The sequence below is a fragment of the Nostoc sp. FACHB-152 genome, assembly GCF_014697475.1.
Lineage (GTDB): Bacteria > Cyanobacteriota > Cyanobacteriia > Cyanobacteriales > Nostocaceae > Nostoc_B.
Genome location: NZ_JACJRV010000013.1, coordinates 119305 through 139194, shown reverse-complemented (window position 1 = coordinate 139194; position 19890 = coordinate 119305). Strand labels below are relative to the sequence as shown.

Here is a 19890-nt window from a genome sequence, read left to right as displayed (position 1 = left end):
TATTGACATTAAGTCCTAATAAGCGTCCTTTCTACCAACAAGGTCAAAGAGCTATGAGACTTATTCTGTCTGCATTCTAGCCCTTTTTGTAGCCCCTTAAGGTACAAACCGAATGCGTTTGCTGTAGAAGAAACGCTCTAACAGCATCCCTAAATTCGTTTTGATTTTTTCATGTCTGATTGATGGCGACACGATTTCTAATATTCCATCTAAATAATTAACACGGTAATGAGAGTTGTTTTCTAGTTTTGCTAGTAGCGATTCATAACTTTCCCAACTCACACCGCTACTGATAAACCTTTCTTCTGGGTCATTACTATGACCCAATTCTGGCTCATCAATTAGTTCTTTAAGGCTGCTGACCATTATCATCTTTCCTGTTAATTTTTGAGATAAAGGTGAGTTCTGCGTTTATTTCATGCTGATTTCTCCATAACATCTGTTTAGATATTATCGTGAAAAAAGCGATTGCCGTTCGACAGCACAAAGAAGTTGCGCCGCATTGGCTTCTAATACCATTTCACCAAATAAATGATAAATAATTTCTCCTCTGCTTCCCTGCTCCCCTGCGGTCTATTTGTATCAAATTTAAAGTGAAACGGTATAAGACCTTTGTAATTAAAGCTTTCAGAGAAATTTAAAAGTTTGTTGCTTAGTTTGATTTCTTAGTTGCGTCTTATTGCATTTATAAAACTTTATTTTTACAAATATATAAAAATGCAGAAATTTTTCTTAACGAAACTACAACTGTTGTTATTAACAAATCAAGCATTTTCTGAATTAGCAACGGCTAAAAAAGCAACTTTGGCGGCGGCTTGTTCTGCGGCTTTGATGGAGCGTCCTTTACCTTCACCAAGTTTTTTATCGTGTAACCAGACTTCAGCCATAAATCGCTCTTGATTGCGATTGGGTTGATTGATTTCCTCAACTCGGTACTCTGGTAAAACTTTAAATTGAGCTTGAGTCCATTCTTGCAAAGCTGCTTTGTAGTTCAGTCTAGCGGGATCAAGACGGATTTCTGTCGCCAGTTGATGAAAGTGGGAATCTAACCAAGGACGAATGAGTTCTAAATTATTTGTGCTGAGGTAAAGCGCACCCAAAACAGCTTCAAAAGCATCTGCTAGCCGTGATTCTTGACCAACTTTATCACTAGTGGCACTGCCAGCAACTAATAGATATAGCTCTAAACCATATTCTCTGGCTAATTGGGCGAGAATGCGATCGCTCACCAATACCGAACGAATCGCCGCAAAATCCCCAACCTGGCAATCTGGATATTTTTCCCATAAAACAACAGCCGCCGCCAGTCGCACCACTGCATCACCGACAAACTCCAGTTGTTCATAATTGGCTGACTCGGATACTGTGGCATGAGTCAACGCCAAGTCTAGCAGTTGCCACTTAATCGGCGCATCTAGTGGCAAACCTAACTTTCTTACTAAGCTTTCGAGTTGTCTCTGACGACGGGGATAAACAACAGACATTATTTAATAGTCAATAGTCAATAGTCATTAAAAAAAGATGCAGGACATAATGATTAATGATCTTAAAAGGAGAGAGAGTTGGTAGTAAGCCGGGTTCTGTTCTCTATGTAAAAAATTTTACATGAGGGCGGTTATCTATCTGGGACGCTTGTTACCAAACGCCTCTAGCGGCTCTCTATGCGCGGAACTGGTAAAAGACCAACCGTAGTTCCTCTGGCCTTGCTCCCAACCGGGGTTTACCGAGCCAACGCCTCTCGACGCTGCTGGTGCGCTCTTACCGCACCTTTGCACCCTTACCTTTTTCAGTTTTCAGTTATCAGTAAACAGTTAATATTTGATAACTGTTCACTGTTCACTGTTCACTGAATAGGCGGTATCTTTCTGTGGCACTATCCTCACGATCACTCGCACTGGACGTTATCCAGCAAGTTTGGTCTTTCGGGAGTCCGGACTTTCCTCAAAACTGTCGTGATCACAATTCTGCAACCGCCTACGCCTACTCTCTCTCTAATTCCAGTGTAATCTTGGATGGCATAATGTGTCTGTTTTAGTTTATTTCTTCTTATTCCAAGGCAAAGCGTAAGTCCAAGGTAATTTCTTAATAGTGAAAGGGCAATTGATCACATACATAGGAGGAATATTCATCCCTGGAGCGATACCGACTCGCATCTCAGATACTCTTAGCACTAGCTGTAGCGAAAACTCTAGTTCTTTGCCTCTATTCATAAAATCGTTATATAGCTTCTTTTGGGGTGGCCCACCTTTACCTAACCCAGATATATTTATTAGCGGTTTTTTTGCTGAATAAGTTCCTCCTACTGGATCAAGTTCCAGTACATCTTCTGCTGTCACCTTTTCAGAAATGCTTTTTTGAGGCGTAATTAAACTAGGTGTTTGGGGTATTGCTAAGTCACGGGTTAAATAAGGCGAAATCCGAATTACACGGCGCGATTGTTTGTTGTATTCTAATGTACTATTTTCCCAATCAACATAGATTGCTAAATTATCTGATTTATTTTCAATACTAACTTGTAATTCTTTGACATCATCTAATGAGTAAGAAGAATTAAATTTAAAAGAAATTCCAATTTGGTCTTTAAGATCTTGCTCTGTTAGTTGTTCGTTGACTTTCCCCGATTTAAATTCGTATTTAACCTTATCATCAATCGATTCAATCATGCGATTGAATGTATAAGTTACACCAATAATATAAATTGTCAATACAACTAAATTTTGGTCTGTATTTCCTCTCAGCATAAAAAATATTAGCTCCTATCATAATTTTGGATATTTTACTTTTGATCATGCTTAATGCTGGAAAAGTTTGCCAGCCATCCTCGACGCTGAAATAGGATGAGTAAAATAATTGCGATCGCAGCCATTAAAGCCAAGCAAGCAGGATAACCCCAATACCAATTTAGTTCCGGCATATTTAAGGGAGATTTTTCGGTATTGAAGTTCATCCCGTATATACCTGCAACAAAGGTTAGAGGAATAAAAATAGCAGAAACTACGGTAAGTAACTTCATGACTTCATTCATTCTGTTACTCACAGACGACAAATATACATCCATCAAACCCGACGCTAATTCTCGGTAAGTTTCTACCATATCCATAACTTGTACTGCATGGTCGTAACAATCTCGTAAATAGACACGTACATCGTTACTAATTAATTCACTTCCCTCGCGGATTAAAGTATTAATTGCATCCCGTTGCGGCCAAATAGACCGCCGCAATTGTAAGAGTTCACGTCTGACTTGATAAATCTTTTGTAGTGTTTGTGGGGTAGGATTGAGAATTACTTCTTCTTCCAGTTCTTCGATGCGTTCACCATACAGTTCTAAGACTGGAAAAAAACCATCAACAATTGCATCTAATAAAGCATAGGCTAAATAATCAGAACCCTGTTTGCGAATGATACCTTTACCTTTGTCGATTCGCATTCTTACACTTTCAAAACAATCATGTTCTGGTTCTTCTTGCACTGTTAACAAGTAATATTTACCCAAAACCAAACTTACTTGCTCACTATAAAATCCGCAAGTGTCTTCTTTTGGCACTACCATGCGAGCAATTATTACTAATTGCTCTTCATAATCTTCAATTTTAGGACGCTCCGCCATATTGACTACATCTTCTAACACTAGAGGATGTAACTCAAATACTTTACCTAATCGCTGTAATATATCTTTATTTCCTAAACCTTGAACATCTACCCAAGAAACAGATTCGCTATCTAAATAGCTGAGACATTCTTCAGGAGTATCGATTTGTTTACGAATAAAGTTTGTCTGATTGTAATCAAACAAAACAATTGTAGGAAATTCTGCATCTTCATCAATGATGAGCGTGCCTGGTAAAGTTCCCGGTTGATGATAAAAATCTTTAAAGTTTGGCTTATGTACTTTTTTGGCAAGACGACGAATTTTGCTAATCATTTGTTAATTGTCAATTGTCATTAGTCATTGGTCATTTGTTATTTCTCTATCTACCTCCCCTGCCCCTCTGCCTACCAAAACTTGGTATTAGGCCAAATTGTATAGCTGGATTGCCAATAAATCAGCCAGTGTATAAAAAAACAGCTTGCCTTGGCAAGGCAAACTGTGGAAAAAGATAAAGATATTTATATGGGAAGGCAGACTCGATGAAAGAGAGATTAGAGGTTAGAGGCTAGGGGCTAGTATTTTCAGGCTAGAAACCTATGCAAGAAAAAGTTTTCTTCTCTAGCCTCTAGCCCCAAATCCCAAGCCTCTATGGGCATTACATCATACCCATGCCGCCCATACCACCCATGCCGCCCATGCCGCCCATACCGCCCATGCCGCCCATATCAGGTGCAGCAGCAGATTTTTTCTCAGGTTTTTCGACAACGATCGCTTCAGTAGTCAAAACCATCCCAGCGATCGAAGCGGCATTTTGCAAAGCAGAACGCACGACTTTCGCAGGGTCAATAATGCCAGCTGCAATCAAGTCTTCAAATTCTCCGGTAGCAGCGTTGTAACCAACGTTGAACTCGGTTTCTCTGACTTTAGAAACGATTACAGAACCTTCATCGCCAGCATTCTCGGCAATTTGGCGTAGAGGGGCTTCTAAGGCGCGTTTGATAATGTCTGCCCCGATTTTTTCTTCATCATTGAGGCTGTTCTTAATCTCGTTGATTTTGGTAGACAAGTGAATTAAGGTTGTACCACCACCAGGAACAATCCCTTCTTCTACGGCTGCTTTGGTCGCGTTTAGTGCGTCTTCAATCCGCAGTTTGCGGTCTTTGAGTTCTGTTTCTGTAGCTGCACCGACTTTAATCACTGCGACACCACCAGCTAACTTGGCAATGCGTTCTTGCAGTTTTTCTTTGTCGTAGTCGGAATCAGTTTCTTCTAACTGCTTGCGAATTTGACCAATCCGCTTTTGAATTTCTGGCTTGGTGGTGCTACCAGCGACAATTGTGGTGTTTTCTTTGTCGATGGTGATTTTGCGGGCAGTTCCCAGCATCTCTAAAGAAGCGGTATCTAAGCTGAGGCCGATTTCTTCAGAAATTAACTGACCATCTGTAAGGATGGCAATGTCTTGCAACATGGCTTTGCGGCGTTCACCAAATCCGGGTGCTTTGATAGCAGCCACAGTCAGGACACCCCGTGCTTTGTTAACTACCAAAGTTGCTAAAGCATCACCTTCGACATCTTCAGCAATAATCAACAGGGGTTGACCTAAACGGGCAACTTTTTCTAGTACTGGTACTAGTTCTTGGATACTGTTGATTTTTTTATCGGTAATTAGAATACGGGCATTGTCAAATTCGACTGTTTGCCGTTCGTTATTGGTGATGAAGTAAGGAGAAATATATCCTCTATCGATTTGCATCCCCTCAACTACTTCTAGTTCAGTTGTTAAGGATTTAGATTCTTCAACGGTAATGACACCATCTTTGGTGACTTTCTCCATTGCTTCGGCTAGCATTGCGCCGACTTCTTCATCGTTACCTGCGGAAACTGTGGCAACCTGTGCGATCGCAGCCCCTTCTACTGGTTTTGCTACCCTGGCAATTTCTTCTACCAGTGCTTCGATTGTTTTATCGATCCCCCGCTTTAAAGCAATGGGGTTAGTACCAGCCGCAACGTTTTTCAGACCTTCTTTAATCAATGCCTGTGCTAAAACTGTGGCGGTGGTAGTGCCATCCCCAGCAATATCCTTCGTTTTGGATGCTACTTCTTGGATGAGTCTGGCACCAGTATTTTCTAAAGGATCTTCTAATTCAATTTCTTTGGCGACAGTGATACCATCGTTGACAATTTGGGGCGCACCATATTTTTTTTCTAACAGGACGTTACGACCTTTTGGCCCTAAGGTAATTTTCACCGCATCTGCCAGGGCGTTGACACCTCGTTCTAGCGCCCGCCGTGATTCTTCATCAAAGGAAATAATTTTTGCCATGATTCACTTCTCTAGCACTTCCATTAGACAATTTAGCACTCACAGACTAAGAGTGCTAATAACCAAAGCTGGTCAGATTATAAATGGAAATTTAAAAAATTGAGTAATATACAGTTGATGCTCATGTAGGATACAGGCAGTAATGGTTGAAGTGGGAGATGAATTTAGACAACTCCCTTAGGGCAATAGGCATTGCCGACCCACGCGGCTTCGGCTGGTTGGCAGTAGTATTTACGTTTCTCTTAGCTTGGTTAGTAACATGGCGTTTGATTCCAACTGTACGCAAGTTTGCCTTGCGGGTGGGTTGGGCAGATCAGCCAAATGCGCGACGGTTAAATCGAGAACCTTTACCGAATGCGGGAGGTTTGGCTATTTATGCTGGTGTAATCGCTGCAATAGTCGTAGCTTCTTTGTTAAGACCAATTGAGTTGCAGAATATTTTGGCCCAGGTGCTAACTATTTTACTGGGAGGTTCAATTCTAGTGCTGGTCGGTTTTATCGACGACCAGTTTGGTTTGCCTCCTTCTGTGCGCCTGTGGACTCAAATTATTACGGCCTTGTTACTGGTGGCCAATGGCATCAGTATTACAGTTGCTTTTGGCACACCTGTTGACTCACTCCTGTCAATAGTGATTACCGTACTTTGGGTGGTGGGAATTACTAATGCTGTTAATTTGATGGATGGGATGGATGGATTAGCAGGTGGAATTAGTTTCATTACTGCTATGAGTTTGTTAGCAGTTTCCGCCCAGTTTCCGAATAAGGCAGCTGCTACCTTGGTTTTAGCCGCCTTGGGAGGTGGGGCGTTGGGCTTCTTACGCCACAACTTCCACCCATCACGAATTATTATGGGTGACGCTGGAGCATACTTTTTTGGTTATGTACTAGCAGCTACCAGTATTTTGGGTGGCTTACAAGTAACTACGGTTTTTTCTTTAGTACCGACAGTTTTATTTCTGCTTTTACCAGTTTTAGACACAACCCAAGTGTTTTTAAGGCGGTTATTGGCAGGAAAAAACCCCCTCAGTACTCCTGGCAAGGATCACTTACACCACCGTTTATTGGCTTGGGGGTTCTCTCAAAGTCATGCAGCCGTCACGCTGTGGACAATTACCTTGATGGGCAATTTATTGGCAATGACAATTCGAGGTATGCCCTTAGCAGTGATAGTTGCCACGGCTAGTAGCATTATCATGCTTCTGAGCTTTACTATCTGGCAAAAAAGAGCCAATAATCCGTAATTTGTCATTCATGAAGTATGTAATTACAAATTACGAATTACGAATTATTGATTACATCACCATACCGCCATCGACGTTAAATACTTGCCCAGTAATGTAAGCTGCGGCAGGATCGGCAGCAAGAAAGCGCACCATACCAGCGACTTCTTCGGGTTGACCATAGCGGCCAAGGGGGATAAATTTTAAAATTTCTTCGGTGTTGCTGAGATTGCTGGTCATATCGGTGGCAATAAAGCCAGGGGCGACGGCGTTGACACTGATTCCACGAGTCGCGAGTTCTTTAGCGACGCTTTTAGTAAAACCAATGACCCCTGCTTTGGCAGCACTATAATTTGCTTGTCCAGGATTGCCCATCTGCCCAGCAACAGAAGTAATATTAATAATCCGCCCAAAACGCTGCTTAAGCATGAGTTTACTCACAGCGCGGGTGCATAAGAAAACGCCAGTTAGATTCAGGTCAATTACGGCTTGCCATTCTTCTGGCTTCATGCGTAAAAGAAGAGTATCGCGGGTGATACCTGCATTGTTAACTAAAATATCTACTCGACCAAATTTTTCTGTGGTGGCATTAATTAGTGCATCTACTTGGTCGGCTTGAGAAACATCGGCTTGGAGGGCGATCGCTTTTCCTTCGGTTGCTGTAATTTCGGCAACTACATTATCTGCTGCTGTACTGGAACTAGCATAATTGACGACGACACTTGCCCCATATTTTGCTAATTCAAGTGCGATCGCCTTTCCAATTCCCCGCGACGCACCTGTGACAATTGCTACTTTTCCTTGTAGAGTTTGCAAGTTTTCTGGCAAAACTTCCATGAACTATTCCTTCCGCTTTTAAATCACCGCGCTAATTATCTTATGGTGATTTGTACTTATTAATTCACTAAAGGGGCATATTTTTGAATTAAAAGATGGGTGTAAGGGTATAAGGGTGTAGGAGTGTAGGCAATACGGTTCGGATAAGCATTTTAAACTAAGAATTAGTTTGGGGAAAAGGTGAGCCAGCGCGGTCTTGGGGGTTTCCCCCATGAGCGACTAGCGTTAGCGAGCTTGCGAGCGTCACCCCGAAGGGGTTAAAGGTTTTTTCTTCCCCTTTCCCCTTTAACCGAACCGTATTGGGGGTGTAGGGCAGAAATTAACAAATGACTATTGACCCTTGACCAATGACTATAAAAACAAAATAATGTTACATCCATTCCAGAAAGCACACATTAATATTGAGATCAATCCATATAAATAAATTCGGTGTGTGCCATATGGCAACTAAAAAACATTTCAACAGCTTTGAAGAGATGCTTTCTGGTTCGGATGTACCTGTATTAGTAGATTTTTATGCTGAATGGTGTGGCCCATGCAAGATGATGGCAACGATTTTAGATCAAGTGAATGCCCAACTTAAAGATCGTTTGCGTATTGTCAAAATTGACACCGAAAAATACACTCAATTAGCAAGCCAATATCGCATTGAAGCTTTACCCACGCTGATGTTATTTAAAGACGGTCAGCCTGTAGACAAAATTGAGGGTGTTGTACAAGCACAGCAGCTAGTGCAACATCTCCAAGGTTTAATTTAAGTATATTTTTTGAGGCAGGAGGCAGAAGGCAGGAGGCAGGAGTTATCAACTCTTGATTTCTAATTTTAAACCTTGCTTTGTGTAATTTACTTAATGACAACCTGCTGTAAATCATAGAGACGTAAATCGTTACGTCTCTATTAGTTTTGGATTACTTTCAGCAGGTAAAAATAATAGAGATGTAGTCACATAGGTTAGGAAATATTAAAAGCGTGAATGCTAGGAATAGTCATACTTTTACCTCCTGCCCTCTGGCTCTTGCCTTTTGCCTCTTGCTAAAGTAAATCAGCACGGGGTTTAAAGGTTTCAATTTGCCGAATCTTTTCGTATAGTTCCTGTTCTTCTGGACTAATGGTTTTTGGCGTAACTATTTGAATTTCTACTAATTGATCGCCACGTTTGCCGCTTTCAGTGGGATAACCTTTGTTTGCCAAGCGGAATCTTTGACCAGATCTGACTCCTGGAGGAATGGTCATTTTTACTGGGCCGTCGAGTGTGGGTGCTTCGACAGAACCGCCTAAAACTGCTTCACTGGGGGTAACAGGGACTTGGCAAGAGATATTTGCGCCTTCTAGTTTAAATAAGGGATGGGGTTCAACGGTGATTTTGAGGTACAAGTCGCCGCCGCCAATGCCTTGATTTCGTAGGCGGATGCTTTGTCCTGTCACCATCCCAGCAGGCATTGTTACTTCTAGCGATCGCCCATCTTCTAAACGAATCCGTTCATTACCACCTTGATAGGCTTTTTCTAATGGTAAGGTTAATCGAGCTTCAATATCCCGACGCGCAGGTTTTGGGGGATTTTTGGGAATTGCATATTCAACTCTGCTGTTAGGCGAACGAAACGGATCGGTTTTGGTGGCAGTGTTGCCATTTCTATTAGTTTGGCGGCTACCAATACCAACGACTTGATTGATAAAGTCTTCAAAATTGGCAAATTGGCTGGGATCTACATTTTGATTACCGTTGCTGCGATCGCCTGGTTTTTCCCCCCAGCCTTTAGGTTTTGGTGTTTGCTTGTTGCCAGCAAAGCCTTTTTGCTTCCAGTAGCGGCTAAACTGGTCGTATTGCGCTCTTTTAGCGGTGTCGGAAAGAATTTCGTAAGCTTCACCAATATCTTTAAATTTATCTTCGGCTGCTTTATTCCCTGGATTCAGATCGGGGTGATACTGCCTGGCTAATCGCCGATAATTCTTTTTAATTTCTTCATTCGAGGCATCTTTCGCTACTCCCAAAATTTCGTAATAATCGCGGAAATTCTGCAAATTTTGCATAGTCAGTTATTTAAATTTAGATTTTAGATTTTAGAGGTTGATAATAATTAACAAGTTATTGGTAATACAATTTTCCAATTACTTATTACTTATTAACCATTCCCAAATCCGCATTGTGAGTCAACATTGTGGTTTAAGTGAAGCAGGGTGTTTCCACCCTGAGGGAGTACTACACCCAATCATCGTCATCATCCCAATTGTCTTGGTAGCTGGGGCGCGATGGACGGCGAGAAGGGCGACTGTCGTAGGAGGAAGAACGGCTTTCTCTACCGTAATCTCTACCGTAATCTCTGCCATTGTCTCTACCGTAATCTCTGCCGTAGGAATCGCGATCGCGGTAGGATTCACGGTAGTTATCTGGTTCCTTATCTTTATCGCCGCCTCCCGTGAAGATTTCTTTGATAGTGCCGAACAAATCATCGTCTTCGTCTTCAGCATAATACTGCCGGACTTCTCGATTTAGTTCATACAGTGCATCTTGCAAGTCGGCGTAGGCTTGATCAATGCCGCGATCGTCACTGGCTTGTAAACTATCTTTCAATTCCCGGCAAATATTATCGATGCGTTGGCGGCGACTACGGGCAAATTGCATTCCAAACTCTAGGGCAACTTCTCGCAGTTGGCGTTCCGCTTGCAAAATTAACGCCTCAGAACGGGTGCGTTTTTCGACTCGTTCTTTGCGTTCTCGGTCAACATCAGCATATTTTTGCGCGTCCTGAATCATGCGATTGATTTCAGATTCGCTTAAGGTGGAAGCACCTTGGATGGTAATACTTTGTTCTCGCCCTGTAGTTCTATCTAGGGCTGTTACCTGTAAAATCCCGTTAGCATCAATATCAAATGATACTTGAATTTGCGGAATACCTCTTGGTGCTGGTGGGATGCCATACAGCTTGAAACGTCCTAAAGATTTGTTATCTGCTGCCATTTCCCGTTCACCTTGGACGACGTGAATTTCCACGGTGTTTTGGTTATTTTCGGAGGTAGAGAAAATATCCGAACGGCGAACTGGGATAGTAGTGTTGCGGGGAAGCAGTTTTTTCATCACGCCGCCGATGGTTTCTAAGCCTATAGATAGCGGTGTGACATCTAATAGCAGCACATCCTTGAGTTCCCCGGCGAGGATGCTGGCTTGAATGGCTGCGCCGACGGCGACAACTTCATCCGGGTTAACATTTTCGTTAGGTTCAATCCCAATCAAGTCGCGGACTAACTGTTTTACCATTGGTATCCGCGTTGAACCACCGACTAGTACCACTTCTTCAATGTCTTCTGGCCTCAGTCCTGCGTCTTTCAATGCCCGTTTAACTGGTGTTCGCACACGGCTTACCAAATCACCACATAAACCTTCAAATTGCGAACGTGTTAGGCGTGTTTCGATATGTTTTGGCCCGTCTTCTGTAGCGGTGATGAAGGGTAAGTTAATATCGGTGATGCTAACGGCAGACAGTTCGATTTTAGCCTTTTCTGCTGCTTCCATTAACCGTTGCAAAGCTTGGCGATCGCGTCTTAAGTCTACACCTTCTGTCTCTAAAAATTGCTCTGCTAACCAATCAACTATCTTTTTATCAAAGTCATTTCCGCCTAGTTGGGTATCACCACTGGTGGCTTTGACTTCAAATACTCCATCCCCAACTTCTAAAATCGACACGTCAAAAGTACCGCCACCCAAGTCAAATACTAAGATGGTTTCTGTCTCACCTCTATCTAAGCCATAAGCTAGGGATGCGGCGGTAGGTTCATTGAGAATTCGCAACACTTCCAAGCCAGCAATTCTGCCAGCATCACGGGTTGCTTGTCTTTGAGAATCGTTGAAATAAGCGGGAACTGTCAAGACTGCGCCTGTGACTGGTTCCCCTAAATAACGGCTGGCATCATCTGCTAATTTCTTGAGTACCATTGCCGAAATTTCTTCTGGGGCAAAATCTTTACTGAGGCGGGGACAGGCGATTTTGATATTACCGATTTCGTCTTTGCGGATAGTGTAGGGTACGCGCTTAGAATCTGGACTCAGTTCACTATACTTCCGCCCAATAAAGCGTTTAACTGCAAAAAATGTATTTTGGGGGTTGAGGACGGTTTGCCGTCGCGCCATTTGCCCAACTACGCGTTCGCCGTCTTTGCTGAAACCAACTACGGAGGGTGTTGTTCGCATTCCTTCTGCATTGGCAATCACCACCGGCTTGCCACCCTCCATCACGGCGACTACTGAGTTGGTTGTACCCAAGTCGATGCCGACTACCTTGCCCATGCGTTACTCTTCTCCTAGTGTGTCTTATATCTATATAATTTATTATGATTAGGCGGGATTACCTCTAGCTATAAACTATCGGTTGAAAACACCTCAATGGTATGATAATCAATTAAGGTAAAAAGTGGATAAATTTAAGTTGAGGAGCTTGTTGCAAGACTAGAATAGCATTCACAATGCTGCGGATGTCCAAGGAGAGTAAAATCTCTAAGGTTGCCAAACTCTAATTTATCAATACTTTAAGTTGGGTAATCCACACCTCTATATTTAAGAATTTATGGGTGGGTTAATTTCATACTTCACACTTCACAGTTAATACTTCAGTTGACTTTAAAAGAGCAATTACAAACTCATTTACATGAAATTGCGCGCGAACGCGACCCTTTCATGGCAACAGCTGGGCATTTCTTTGTTCAAGAATACATTCGTCAACAATTTGCCCAATGGGGAAGTGTGGAAATCCACACCTTTAGAGTTAGAGGTAAAAGTTGTCAGAACTTGATTTTAAATTTACCTGGCCAAGCGGTAGGCAAAAACGGAGATTTACCACCAATATTAATCGGCGCGCACTATGATGCTGTACCAGGAACACCAGGGGCGGATGATAATGCTACAGGTGTAGCAGTGTTACTGGAGTTAGCGCGCATATTTGCTGCCCAACCAGCCAAATATAGTTTGCGGCTGGTTGCTTTTGATATGGAAGAATATGGTTTGTTAGGAAGTGCTGAATATGCGGACTTGTTGCGTCAACAACAGCAACCACTGCGCTTAATGATGTCTCTGGAAATGTTGGGTTATTGCAACTCTATTCCGGGTTCACAAAATTATCCTGCGCCTCTAGAAAAGTTTTATCCCAATACTGGAGATTTTATTGCTTTGATTGGTAATTTACGCACCATTCGGGACTTAATCAGTATTAGTCGCAGTATTCGCAAAGTTGGGGTAGCCAGCCAGTGGCTACCAGTCCCAAATAGAGGCTTAATTGTGCGTCAAACCAGACTGAGTGATCATGCACCGTTTTGGGATTTGGGATATCCGGCAATTATGGTGACTGATACGGCATTCATGCGGAATCCCCATTATCACAAATCTAGTGATGCGATCGCTACCTTAGATTTAGATTTTCTCACAGGTGTCTGTCAAGGTTTAGAACTCGGTATTCGGCGGTTAATTTAGTAAATAAATAGAGTTCTAAATTCCGTAAAAAATCTAAATTCCGCAAGTGTTAGTTTTTGGTTTAAAAGATAAAGTTAAAGAACCCAACTCAATTGCACCTCTATTCTTTTTACAATTAATAATGGGGGTTTTCTTAAAGTAATCAAAGGCTACTATTGCTTTTTTTAATCCTGTATTAATCGCCGGAGAATTATTTTTAAGATTAAAATTTAAATTTCTGGGATCAACAAATTGCGGATCAGCTATAATATCGTTTTTACCTCTAACTCTTGGTTGTAATCTTCCTAAATTCCAGTAAATGTTATAGTCAAACACATTGGTTTTTTGTTCTTTTTTTGTCGTCCAATCGGCATTTACATTTTTACCTGGAAATGCAACCATGATATTGTTTAGTACCTTAATATTACTGGCTTGATTTGCAAATATTTGTCCCCCAGTAATTTCAGCACTTTGATTATTATTTACAGCAGTATTATTGATAATATCTACATTATCACTATAATATGCATGGACTCCAGAGCCACCATTATTATAGATAATATTATTTATCACTAATGTTTTTCCCTTATAAACTCCTAATTTAGAGCCGTTTTGAGTATTTCTGCCATCATCAATAATAATTCCGTTCCCGTCTGTAATTTTACCAACAGCAATCCAAGGAATATATAATCGGTTGTTATAAATCCAATTATTAGTAAATATAATTTTGTAATCAGTGGTATTCTTATCAGAATTATAACTTTGATAAACACCTGTACCTGAAGTACCGTAAAGTGTAAACCAGGAATTATTATAAATATAATTATGATCAACAGTTATATAGTCTGCATGGGCAAACCCTATTCCCATACCCGCACAATCATGAACTTTATTATTAAAAACCCTCCAGTGATGAGGTTTTAGTTTAGGAGAAACTTTTCTCCCGTCAACCGAAAGACAATTCCCATTTGTTAAAGTATTAAGTTTATTTTTTGATTGTGATTTAGCATATTTTAAAGTGATTTTTTGATTATTTCCTTCTAGTTCTAGACCTTCAATATTAATATATGAAGCCCTATCACTATAGATAATATGCCAACTTCCTTTTACAGGGTCTTGTTTGAGTTTTACTCGATGATTAGGGTAAGGTTTATAGGTAATCCAAGCATTCGGTTTACCTGAATTTTTAATATCCATTACTACCCAGTTTTTTTCAGGGAAATATGTACCCTCAAGAAAATAGACAGTATCTCCCGGCTTAGTTAGATTTGCTGCTTTTTGCGGTGTCTTGAATGCTTTACTTGGAGATAAACCATCGTTAGAATCTGATCCAGTTGGAGAAACATAGTAGTTGACTCCACCAGTAGCAGGTAAAGGTAGTGCAGGTGGAACTTTAGAACTAGGAATACGTCGTGGGATAGAATTATTAGAGCCAGTTTGTGACAGATGCAGACTAGAAGCAGGGGTAGGAGTCTTTACTTGAGCAATTGTGGAAAATATGGTGAACATTATAATTGACGAGATGCCAGCAATTGTTAGTTTGAACATAAACCTACCCCAATACTAAAATTCGGTTAACCCAGATATTGAGTCGAAATATCACACTATATTAAATATAAAGGATTTTTTAATTGGTGATGTTGTCTGGATGCGATCGCACATTTGGTGGCAAACTAATTAAATCATCAATATTCCGTTTCATTGTGTCGCAAATTGCATCAAGGGGTAAGTCATTTTCATCATAACCAAACGGATTTTCTATTTCTAAGCCGATAGCTTCAATCCCAAACAATGTAAAACTAACTAACGCCACAATTAAGCCTGTCCACCATTTTAAAGTCTCCACCATTTGAAATGGTAATAAGATGCAATATAACAATAATAATTGCTTGAGATGAATGGCATAAGCTAAAGGCATTGGGGTTTTTAAAATTCGTTCACAAGACCCTAAGTTATCCACTAAGTTATTTAATAATTCTTGCATACTGGTTAATTGGTAGCTATTTAAGCAGTGACGGTCATACTGCTGTTGCAAATAATCACCAATCCAAAAAGCCACCTCTAAAGGCGGATGGTTCATTGTCTGCAATTTTAAATATTTAGATGGGGACATTAATTCTTCTAGTTCGCTATTGACTTTTTCTCCTCTTAAATGCAATTTAGTTGTGACTGCAAAAGCTACTAATAACCTTAATGCAGCAACTTTATGTTCCCTATCTTCATAGGATACTTCATCAATAGATACCCAAATTTGTCGGGCTAAATTGCGTACAGTATTAACTATAGAACCCCAAGCTTTTCTACCTTCCCAAAAGCGATCATAAGCTGTATTTGTGCGAAAAACTAATAATAAACCTAAAACAATACTAGGAATAACGTTTCCTAAAATAGGCTGAGAAACAGGTAATTTTAAATAGTAAAGTAGAGAAACAATAACCCCAAAAAAGCCACACCAAAAAACTCGTTGATAAATTGAAAATAATACCGAGCCTTTAATCTGGAAAGCCATGCGAGACCAACGGATTTTTTCAACCGCCATGCAATTCTCCTATAAATATTTAGCGTACTAAGCAAGTAAGTATCTGATAACTTAAAAATCATAACCTTGGAAGTAGCGCAATCGGCATTGAGGAATTTACCATGACTGGGGCATCAGCATCTTCTACACGTTGGGAATTCTGGATTGACAGAGGCGGCACATTCACAGATATTGTGGCGAAGCGTCCTGATGGTGAGTTGGTAATTCACAAGCTGCTGTCAGAAAATCCGGAACGCTACACGGACGCAGCAGTCCAAGGAATTCGGGAATTGTTGGGACTTTCTGCTGATGCGCCCATTCCTGCCGATCGCATCGCGGCGGTGAAGATGGGAACAACTGTGGCGACAAACGCCTTATTGGAGAGAAAAGGCGATCGCACCGTTCTCGTAATTACCCAAGGATTTCGGGATGCCCTACGCATCGGTTATCAAAACCGTCCTGATATTTTTGCCCGTCAGATAATTTTGCCAGAAATGCTCTACGAACGGGTGATTGAAGTTAAAGAACGTTACAGCGCGCAAGGTCAGGAATTAGTACCGCTAAATCTTGAGGCTGTTCGTCCGCAATTACAAGCGGCTTACGATGACGGGATTCGTTGTTGTGCGATCGTTTTCATGCACGGTTATCGCTACACCACCCATGAAAAGCAAGTTGCGGCTTTAGCGCATAGTATTGGCTTTACTCAAGTTTCGGTATCTCACGAAGTCAGCCCCTTAATGAAATTAGTTAGCCGAGGCGATACGACAGTTGTTGATGCCTATTTATCCCCGATTTTGCGACGGTATGTAAATCAAGTCTCCAGTCAATTGGTATTTGGGAGTAGGGAATCGGGAGTAGGGAATCGGGAAGAAGCTAGGGAGATCAGCAACAGGGAACAAGGATTATTCCCCCAGCCCCCAGCCCCCAGCCCCGATTCCTCTTCCAACTCCCTCAAATTGATGTTCATGCAATCCAACGGTGGGCTTGCAGATGCAGAGAATTTCCAAGGCAAAGATAGTATTTTATCCGGCCCTGCTGGTGGCATAGTTGGGGCAGTGCAGACAAGCCGCATTGCTGGATTTGACAAGATTATCAGCTTTGATATGGGTGGCACATCTACCGATGTAGCTCATTACAATGGCGAGTATGAACGCACCTTTGAAACGGAAGTTGCAGGGGTACGTCTGCGAACTCCCATGATGGCAATTCACACCGTTGCGGCGGGTGGTGGTTCGATTGTGCAGTTTGATGGTTCCCGGTATCGGGTGGGGCCGGAATCTGCGGGGGCAAATCCTGGCCCAGCTGCTTATTCTAAAGGTGGGCCGTTGACGGTGACTGATTGCAATGTGATGGTAGGCAAGTTGCAACCAGAGTTTTTCCCCAAGGTGTTCGGGGTGAATGCGGATTTGCCTTTAGATGCAGAGATTGTGCGGCATAAGTTTCAGGAATTGGCGGCAGATATTGGGGATGGGAGAACCCCTGAAGAAGTAGCTGCGGGTTTTTTGGCGATCGCAGTTGATAAAATGGCAAACGCTATCAAAAAAATCTCTCTCCAGCGTGGTTATGATGTGTCAGAGTATACTTTGTGTTGCTTTGGTGGTGCTGGTGGGCAACACGCTTGTTTAATTGCCGATGCTTTGGGGATGAAGCAGGTATTTATTCATCCTTATGCGGGGGTGTTGTCTGCTTATGGTATGGGGTTGGCAGATGTACGGGTAATGCGCGAGAAGTCGGTGGAAGTGGTTTTGAGTGAGGGTTTTTTGGCGGAGGTGGAGTTAGAGTTGGCTGGTTTGGTGGCGGAGGCGGAAGAGGAAACGAACCGCATTAGACGCGAAGCGGCTTCCCGAAGGGTAGACGCAAAGGACGCGGAGGAAGGAGAGACTGCTACACCCATACACCCATACACCCCTGCACCCTCTGCCAACATAGAGGTTTATCGTAAGGTGCATTTGAGGTATGAGGGGACTGATGCGCCGTTGATTGTGAATTTTGGAGATATGACGATGATGCAGCGTCAGTTTGAGGAGTTGCATCGTCAGCGTTATGGGTTTATTGCGCCAGAGAAGCGGTTGATTGTGGAAGCGGTGGCGGTAGAGGTGGTGGCACAGCATGATGCGCCAGAAGAAGCTGTAATTGCACGTAGGAATGATAAAGAACCCGTAGCAGTAGCGACTGTTCAAATGTACAGTGCTGGTGCATGGCAGACTACTCCAGTCTATCAACGGCAAGATTTGCAGCCAGGAGATTGTATTGCAGGCCCAGCAATTATTGTTGAGGCGACGGGTACAAATGTAATTGAACTTAATTGGCAAGCCCAATTAACTGTAAGAAATCATCTTGTGTTGTCCGTTGTTGGTGTTGCAGGTAACAAAGGACAAAAGATAAATGACAAATCTCAAAAACCAGACCCAGTGATGTTGGAGATTTTCAATAATTTGTTTCGAGCGATCGCTGAACAAATGGGTATAACCTTACAAAATACCAGTTCCTCTGTAAACATCAAGGAACGGTTGGATTTCTCCTGTGCAATTTTTGATGGTTCTGGCCAATTAGTAGCGAATGCGCCCCACATTCCTGTGCATTTGGGTTCCATGAGTGAAAGTGTACAAGCTTTAATTGCTAACTATGGCGACACCATCAAACCCGGCGATGTATTTGTTTCAAATAACCCCTACAACGGCGGTACTCACCTACCAGACATTACCGTTATCACTCCCGTCTTTCCCCATTCCCCACTCCCCACTTCCCCACTTTTCTACGTCGCCTCGCGGGGACACCACGCAGATATCGGTGGTATTACTCCTGGTTCTATGCCGCCAAATAGTAAAAATGTAGTAGAAGAAGGTATATTAATCGATAATTTCCAGTTAGTTGCAGCAGGGAAATTCCGCGAAACAGAATTAGTAGAGTTATTAACTAGCGAACCTTATCCGGCGCGAAATATTACACAAAATTTAGCCGATTTAAAAGCCCAAATTGCCGCCAATGCACGAGGCGTGCAAGAACTTCTAAAAATGGTAGAACACTACAGTTTAGAAACTATACAATCTTACATGGGTTTTGTCCAAGATAATGCTGAAGAATCAGTTCGCCGTGTCATTGAAGTTCTAAAAGATGGGAGTTTTAGTTATGAATTAGATAATGGTAGTGTGATTCAAGTTGCAATTACCATTAATAGAGAAAAGCGCGGTGCCAAAATAGATTTTACAGGTACTTCAGCCCAGCAGTTAAATAATAACTTTAATGCGCCGGCAGCAGTGTGCAAAGCGGCAGTTTTGTATGTTTTTCGCACATTAGTTAATGATGACATTCCCTTAAATGCCGGATGTCTTAAACCTTTAGAAATTTCCATCCCTGAAGGTTGTATGTTAAATCCTTGTTACCCTGCTGCTGTCGTAGCAGGAAATGTGGAAACTTCTCAAGCTATTACCGATGCGTTGTATGGTGCGTTGGATGTGTTAGCAGCTTCCCAAGGAACAATGAATAACTTTACTTTTGGGAATGAACGCTATCAATATTACGAAACTATCTGCGGTGGTTCTGGTGCAGGCGCAAATTTTGATGGTACAGACGCAGTTCATACTCACATGACAAATTCGCGTCTGACAGATCCTGAAGTATTAGAATGGCGTTTTCCTGTGGTGTTAGAAAATTTCGCCATCCGTGAACATAGTGGTGGTAAAGGATATCATCATGGCGGAAATGGTGTAATTCGTCGCTTGCGTTTTCTTGAACCGATGACAGCCGCGATTTTATCAAATCATCGCATAGTTGCGCCTTTTGGATTACATGGTGGAGAAGCAGGTAAAGTAGGGCGTAATTATGTTGAAAGAATTGATGAAAATATTGAGAGTTTAGGTAGTAAAGCTGTGATGGAAATGAATACAGGAGATGTTTTTGTGATTGAAACTCCTGGTGGTGGTGGTTACGGTTTTGTTAGCAAGAACGCATTCTGAATACGA

At 42.0% G+C, this 19890-nt stretch carries 13 protein-coding genes, 1 other RNA gene and 1 pseudogene; 4 read left to right on the top strand and 11 right to left on the bottom strand.

What is annotated here, in order from left to right; all coding sequences use genetic code 11:
• Positions 1-99: 99 nt before the first annotated feature.
• The 6 genes and pseudogenes from H6G76_RS13660 to groL all read right to left on the bottom strand — a co-directional run.
• Positions 100-366, bottom strand: a pseudogene (locus tag H6G76_RS13660) (Uma2 family endonuclease); the annotation flags it as partial.
• A 398-nt stretch (positions 367-764) separates the two neighbouring features.
• Entirely contained in the window at positions 765-1484 is a 720-nt protein-coding gene (rnc, locus tag H6G76_RS13655; protein ID WP_190701091.1) for a ribonuclease III, read from the bottom strand.
• A 69-nt stretch (positions 1485-1553) separates the two neighbouring features.
• Positions 1554-1988, bottom strand: an RNA gene (gene rnpB, locus H6G76_RS13650) — RNase P RNA component class A.
• Positions 1989-2036: 48 nt separating this feature from the next.
• A complete protein-coding gene (locus H6G76_RS13645; RefSeq protein WP_190701089.1) occupies positions 2037-2741 on the bottom strand; it encodes a hypothetical protein in 705 nt (234 codons plus the stop codon).
• Positions 2742-2776: 35 nt separating this feature from the next.
• A complete protein-coding gene (gene corA, locus H6G76_RS13640; protein ID WP_190701087.1) occupies positions 2777-3925 on the bottom strand; it encodes a magnesium/cobalt transporter CorA in 1149 nt (382 codons plus the stop codon).
• A 322-nt stretch (positions 3926-4247) separates the two neighbouring features.
• The gene (gene groL / locus H6G76_RS13635; RefSeq protein ID WP_190701084.1) at positions 4248-5915 is read right to left on the bottom strand and encodes a chaperonin GroEL; all 1668 of its coding nucleotides are present in this window, start codon (positions 5913-5915) and stop codon (positions 4248-4250) included.
• A gap of 158 nt (positions 5916-6073) precedes the next feature.
• On the opposite strand from groL, the gene H6G76_RS13630 reads away from it, so the two are divergent.
• The gene (locus H6G76_RS13630) at positions 6074-7156 is read left to right on the top strand and encodes an MraY family glycosyltransferase (RefSeq protein WP_190701081.1); all 1083 of its coding nucleotides are present in this window, start codon (positions 6074-6076) and stop codon (positions 7154-7156) included.
• A 51-nt stretch (positions 7157-7207) separates the two neighbouring features.
• Here H6G76_RS13630 and fabG read toward each other — a convergent pair whose 3' ends face one another.
• Positions 7208-7972, bottom strand: coding sequence for a 3-oxoacyl-[acyl-carrier-protein] reductase (gene fabG, locus H6G76_RS13625; RefSeq protein WP_190701078.1), 765 nt, complete (start codon positions 7970-7972; stop codon positions 7208-7210).
• Between the two features lie 440 nt (positions 7973-8412).
• Between fabG and trxA the strand changes: the two genes are divergently transcribed.
• On the top strand, positions 8413-8730 hold the full coding sequence (trxA, locus tag H6G76_RS13620; RefSeq protein WP_190701075.1) for a thioredoxin: 318 nt from the start codon (positions 8413-8415) through the stop codon (positions 8728-8730).
• A 275-nt stretch (positions 8731-9005) separates the two neighbouring features.
• On the opposite strand, the gene H6G76_RS13615 is transcribed toward trxA, so the two are convergent.
• Complete coding sequence (locus H6G76_RS13615) at positions 9006-10004, bottom strand: DnaJ C-terminal domain-containing protein (protein ID WP_190701073.1); 999 nt, start codon at positions 10002-10004, stop codon at positions 9006-9008.
• A 169-nt stretch (positions 10005-10173) separates the two neighbouring features.
• Positions 10174-12255, bottom strand: a complete 2082-nt coding sequence (gene dnaK, locus H6G76_RS13610) for a molecular chaperone DnaK (protein WP_190701070.1) — start codon at positions 12253-12255, stop codon at positions 10174-10176.
• 324 nt (positions 12256-12579) lie between these two features.
• Between dnaK and H6G76_RS13605 the strand changes: the two genes are divergently transcribed.
• Positions 12580-13431 (top strand): M28 family peptidase, encoded by an 852-nt coding sequence (locus tag H6G76_RS13605; RefSeq protein ID WP_190701067.1) that lies wholly within the window; start codon positions 12580-12582, stop codon positions 13429-13431.
• Positions 13432-13464: 33 nt separating this feature from the next.
• Here the strand turns inward: H6G76_RS13605 and H6G76_RS13600 are convergent, their stop codons facing one another.
• Positions 13465-14958, bottom strand: a complete 1494-nt coding sequence (locus H6G76_RS13600) for a right-handed parallel beta-helix repeat-containing protein (RefSeq protein WP_190701064.1) — start codon at positions 14956-14958, stop codon at positions 13465-13467.
• A gap of 79 nt (positions 14959-15037) precedes the next feature.
• Complete coding sequence (locus H6G76_RS13595) at positions 15038-15949, bottom strand: bestrophin family protein (RefSeq protein WP_190701061.1); 912 nt, start codon at positions 15947-15949, stop codon at positions 15038-15040.
• A 101-nt stretch (positions 15950-16050) separates the two neighbouring features.
• Between H6G76_RS13595 and H6G76_RS13590 the strand changes: the two genes are divergently transcribed.
• On the top strand, positions 16051-19884 hold the full coding sequence (locus H6G76_RS13590; protein WP_190701058.1) for a hydantoinase B/oxoprolinase family protein: 3834 nt from the start codon (positions 16051-16053) through the stop codon (positions 19882-19884).
• Positions 19885-19890 lie beyond the last annotated feature (6 nt).

Bases quoted from the DNA above. Each gene is read 5' to 3' on its own strand.
- corA (WP_190701087.1), bottom strand. From the start codon at position 3,925: ATGATTAGCAAAATTCGTCGTCTTGCCAAAAAAGTACATAAGCCAAAC.
- dnaK (WP_190701070.1), bottom strand. From the start codon at position 12,255: ATGGGCAAGGTAGTCGGCATCGACTTGGGTACAACCAACTCAGTAGTC.
- rnc (WP_190701091.1), bottom strand. From the start codon at position 1,484: ATGTCTGTTGTTTATCCCCGTCGTCAGAGACAACTCGAAAGCTTAGTA.
- H6G76_RS13645 (WP_190701089.1), bottom strand. From the start codon at position 2,741: ATGCTGAGAGGAAATACAGACCAAAATTTAGTTGTATTGACAATTTAT.
- H6G76_RS13590 (WP_190701058.1), top strand. From the start codon at position 16,051: ATGACTGGGGCATCAGCATCTTCTACACGTTGGGAATTCTGGATTGAC.
- H6G76_RS13615 (WP_190701073.1), bottom strand. From the start codon at position 10,004: ATGCAAAATTTGCAGAATTTCCGCGATTATTACGAAATTTTGGGAGTA.
- H6G76_RS13630 (WP_190701081.1), top strand. From the start codon at position 6,074: ATGAATTTAGACAACTCCCTTAGGGCAATAGGCATTGCCGACCCACGC.
- H6G76_RS13600 (WP_190701064.1), bottom strand. From the start codon at position 14,958: ATGTTCAAACTAACAATTGCTGGCATCTCGTCAATTATAATGTTCACC.
- trxA (WP_190701075.1), top strand. From the start codon at position 8,413: ATGGCAACTAAAAAACATTTCAACAGCTTTGAAGAGATGCTTTCTGGT.
- fabG (WP_190701078.1), bottom strand. From the start codon at position 7,972: ATGGAAGTTTTGCCAGAAAACTTGCAAACTCTACAAGGAAAAGTAGCA.
- H6G76_RS13595 (WP_190701061.1), bottom strand. From the start codon at position 15,949: ATGGCGGTTGAAAAAATCCGTTGGTCTCGCATGGCTTTCCAGATTAAA.
- groL (WP_190701084.1), bottom strand. From the start codon at position 5,915: ATGGCAAAAATTATTTCCTTTGATGAAGAATCACGGCGGGCGCTAGAA.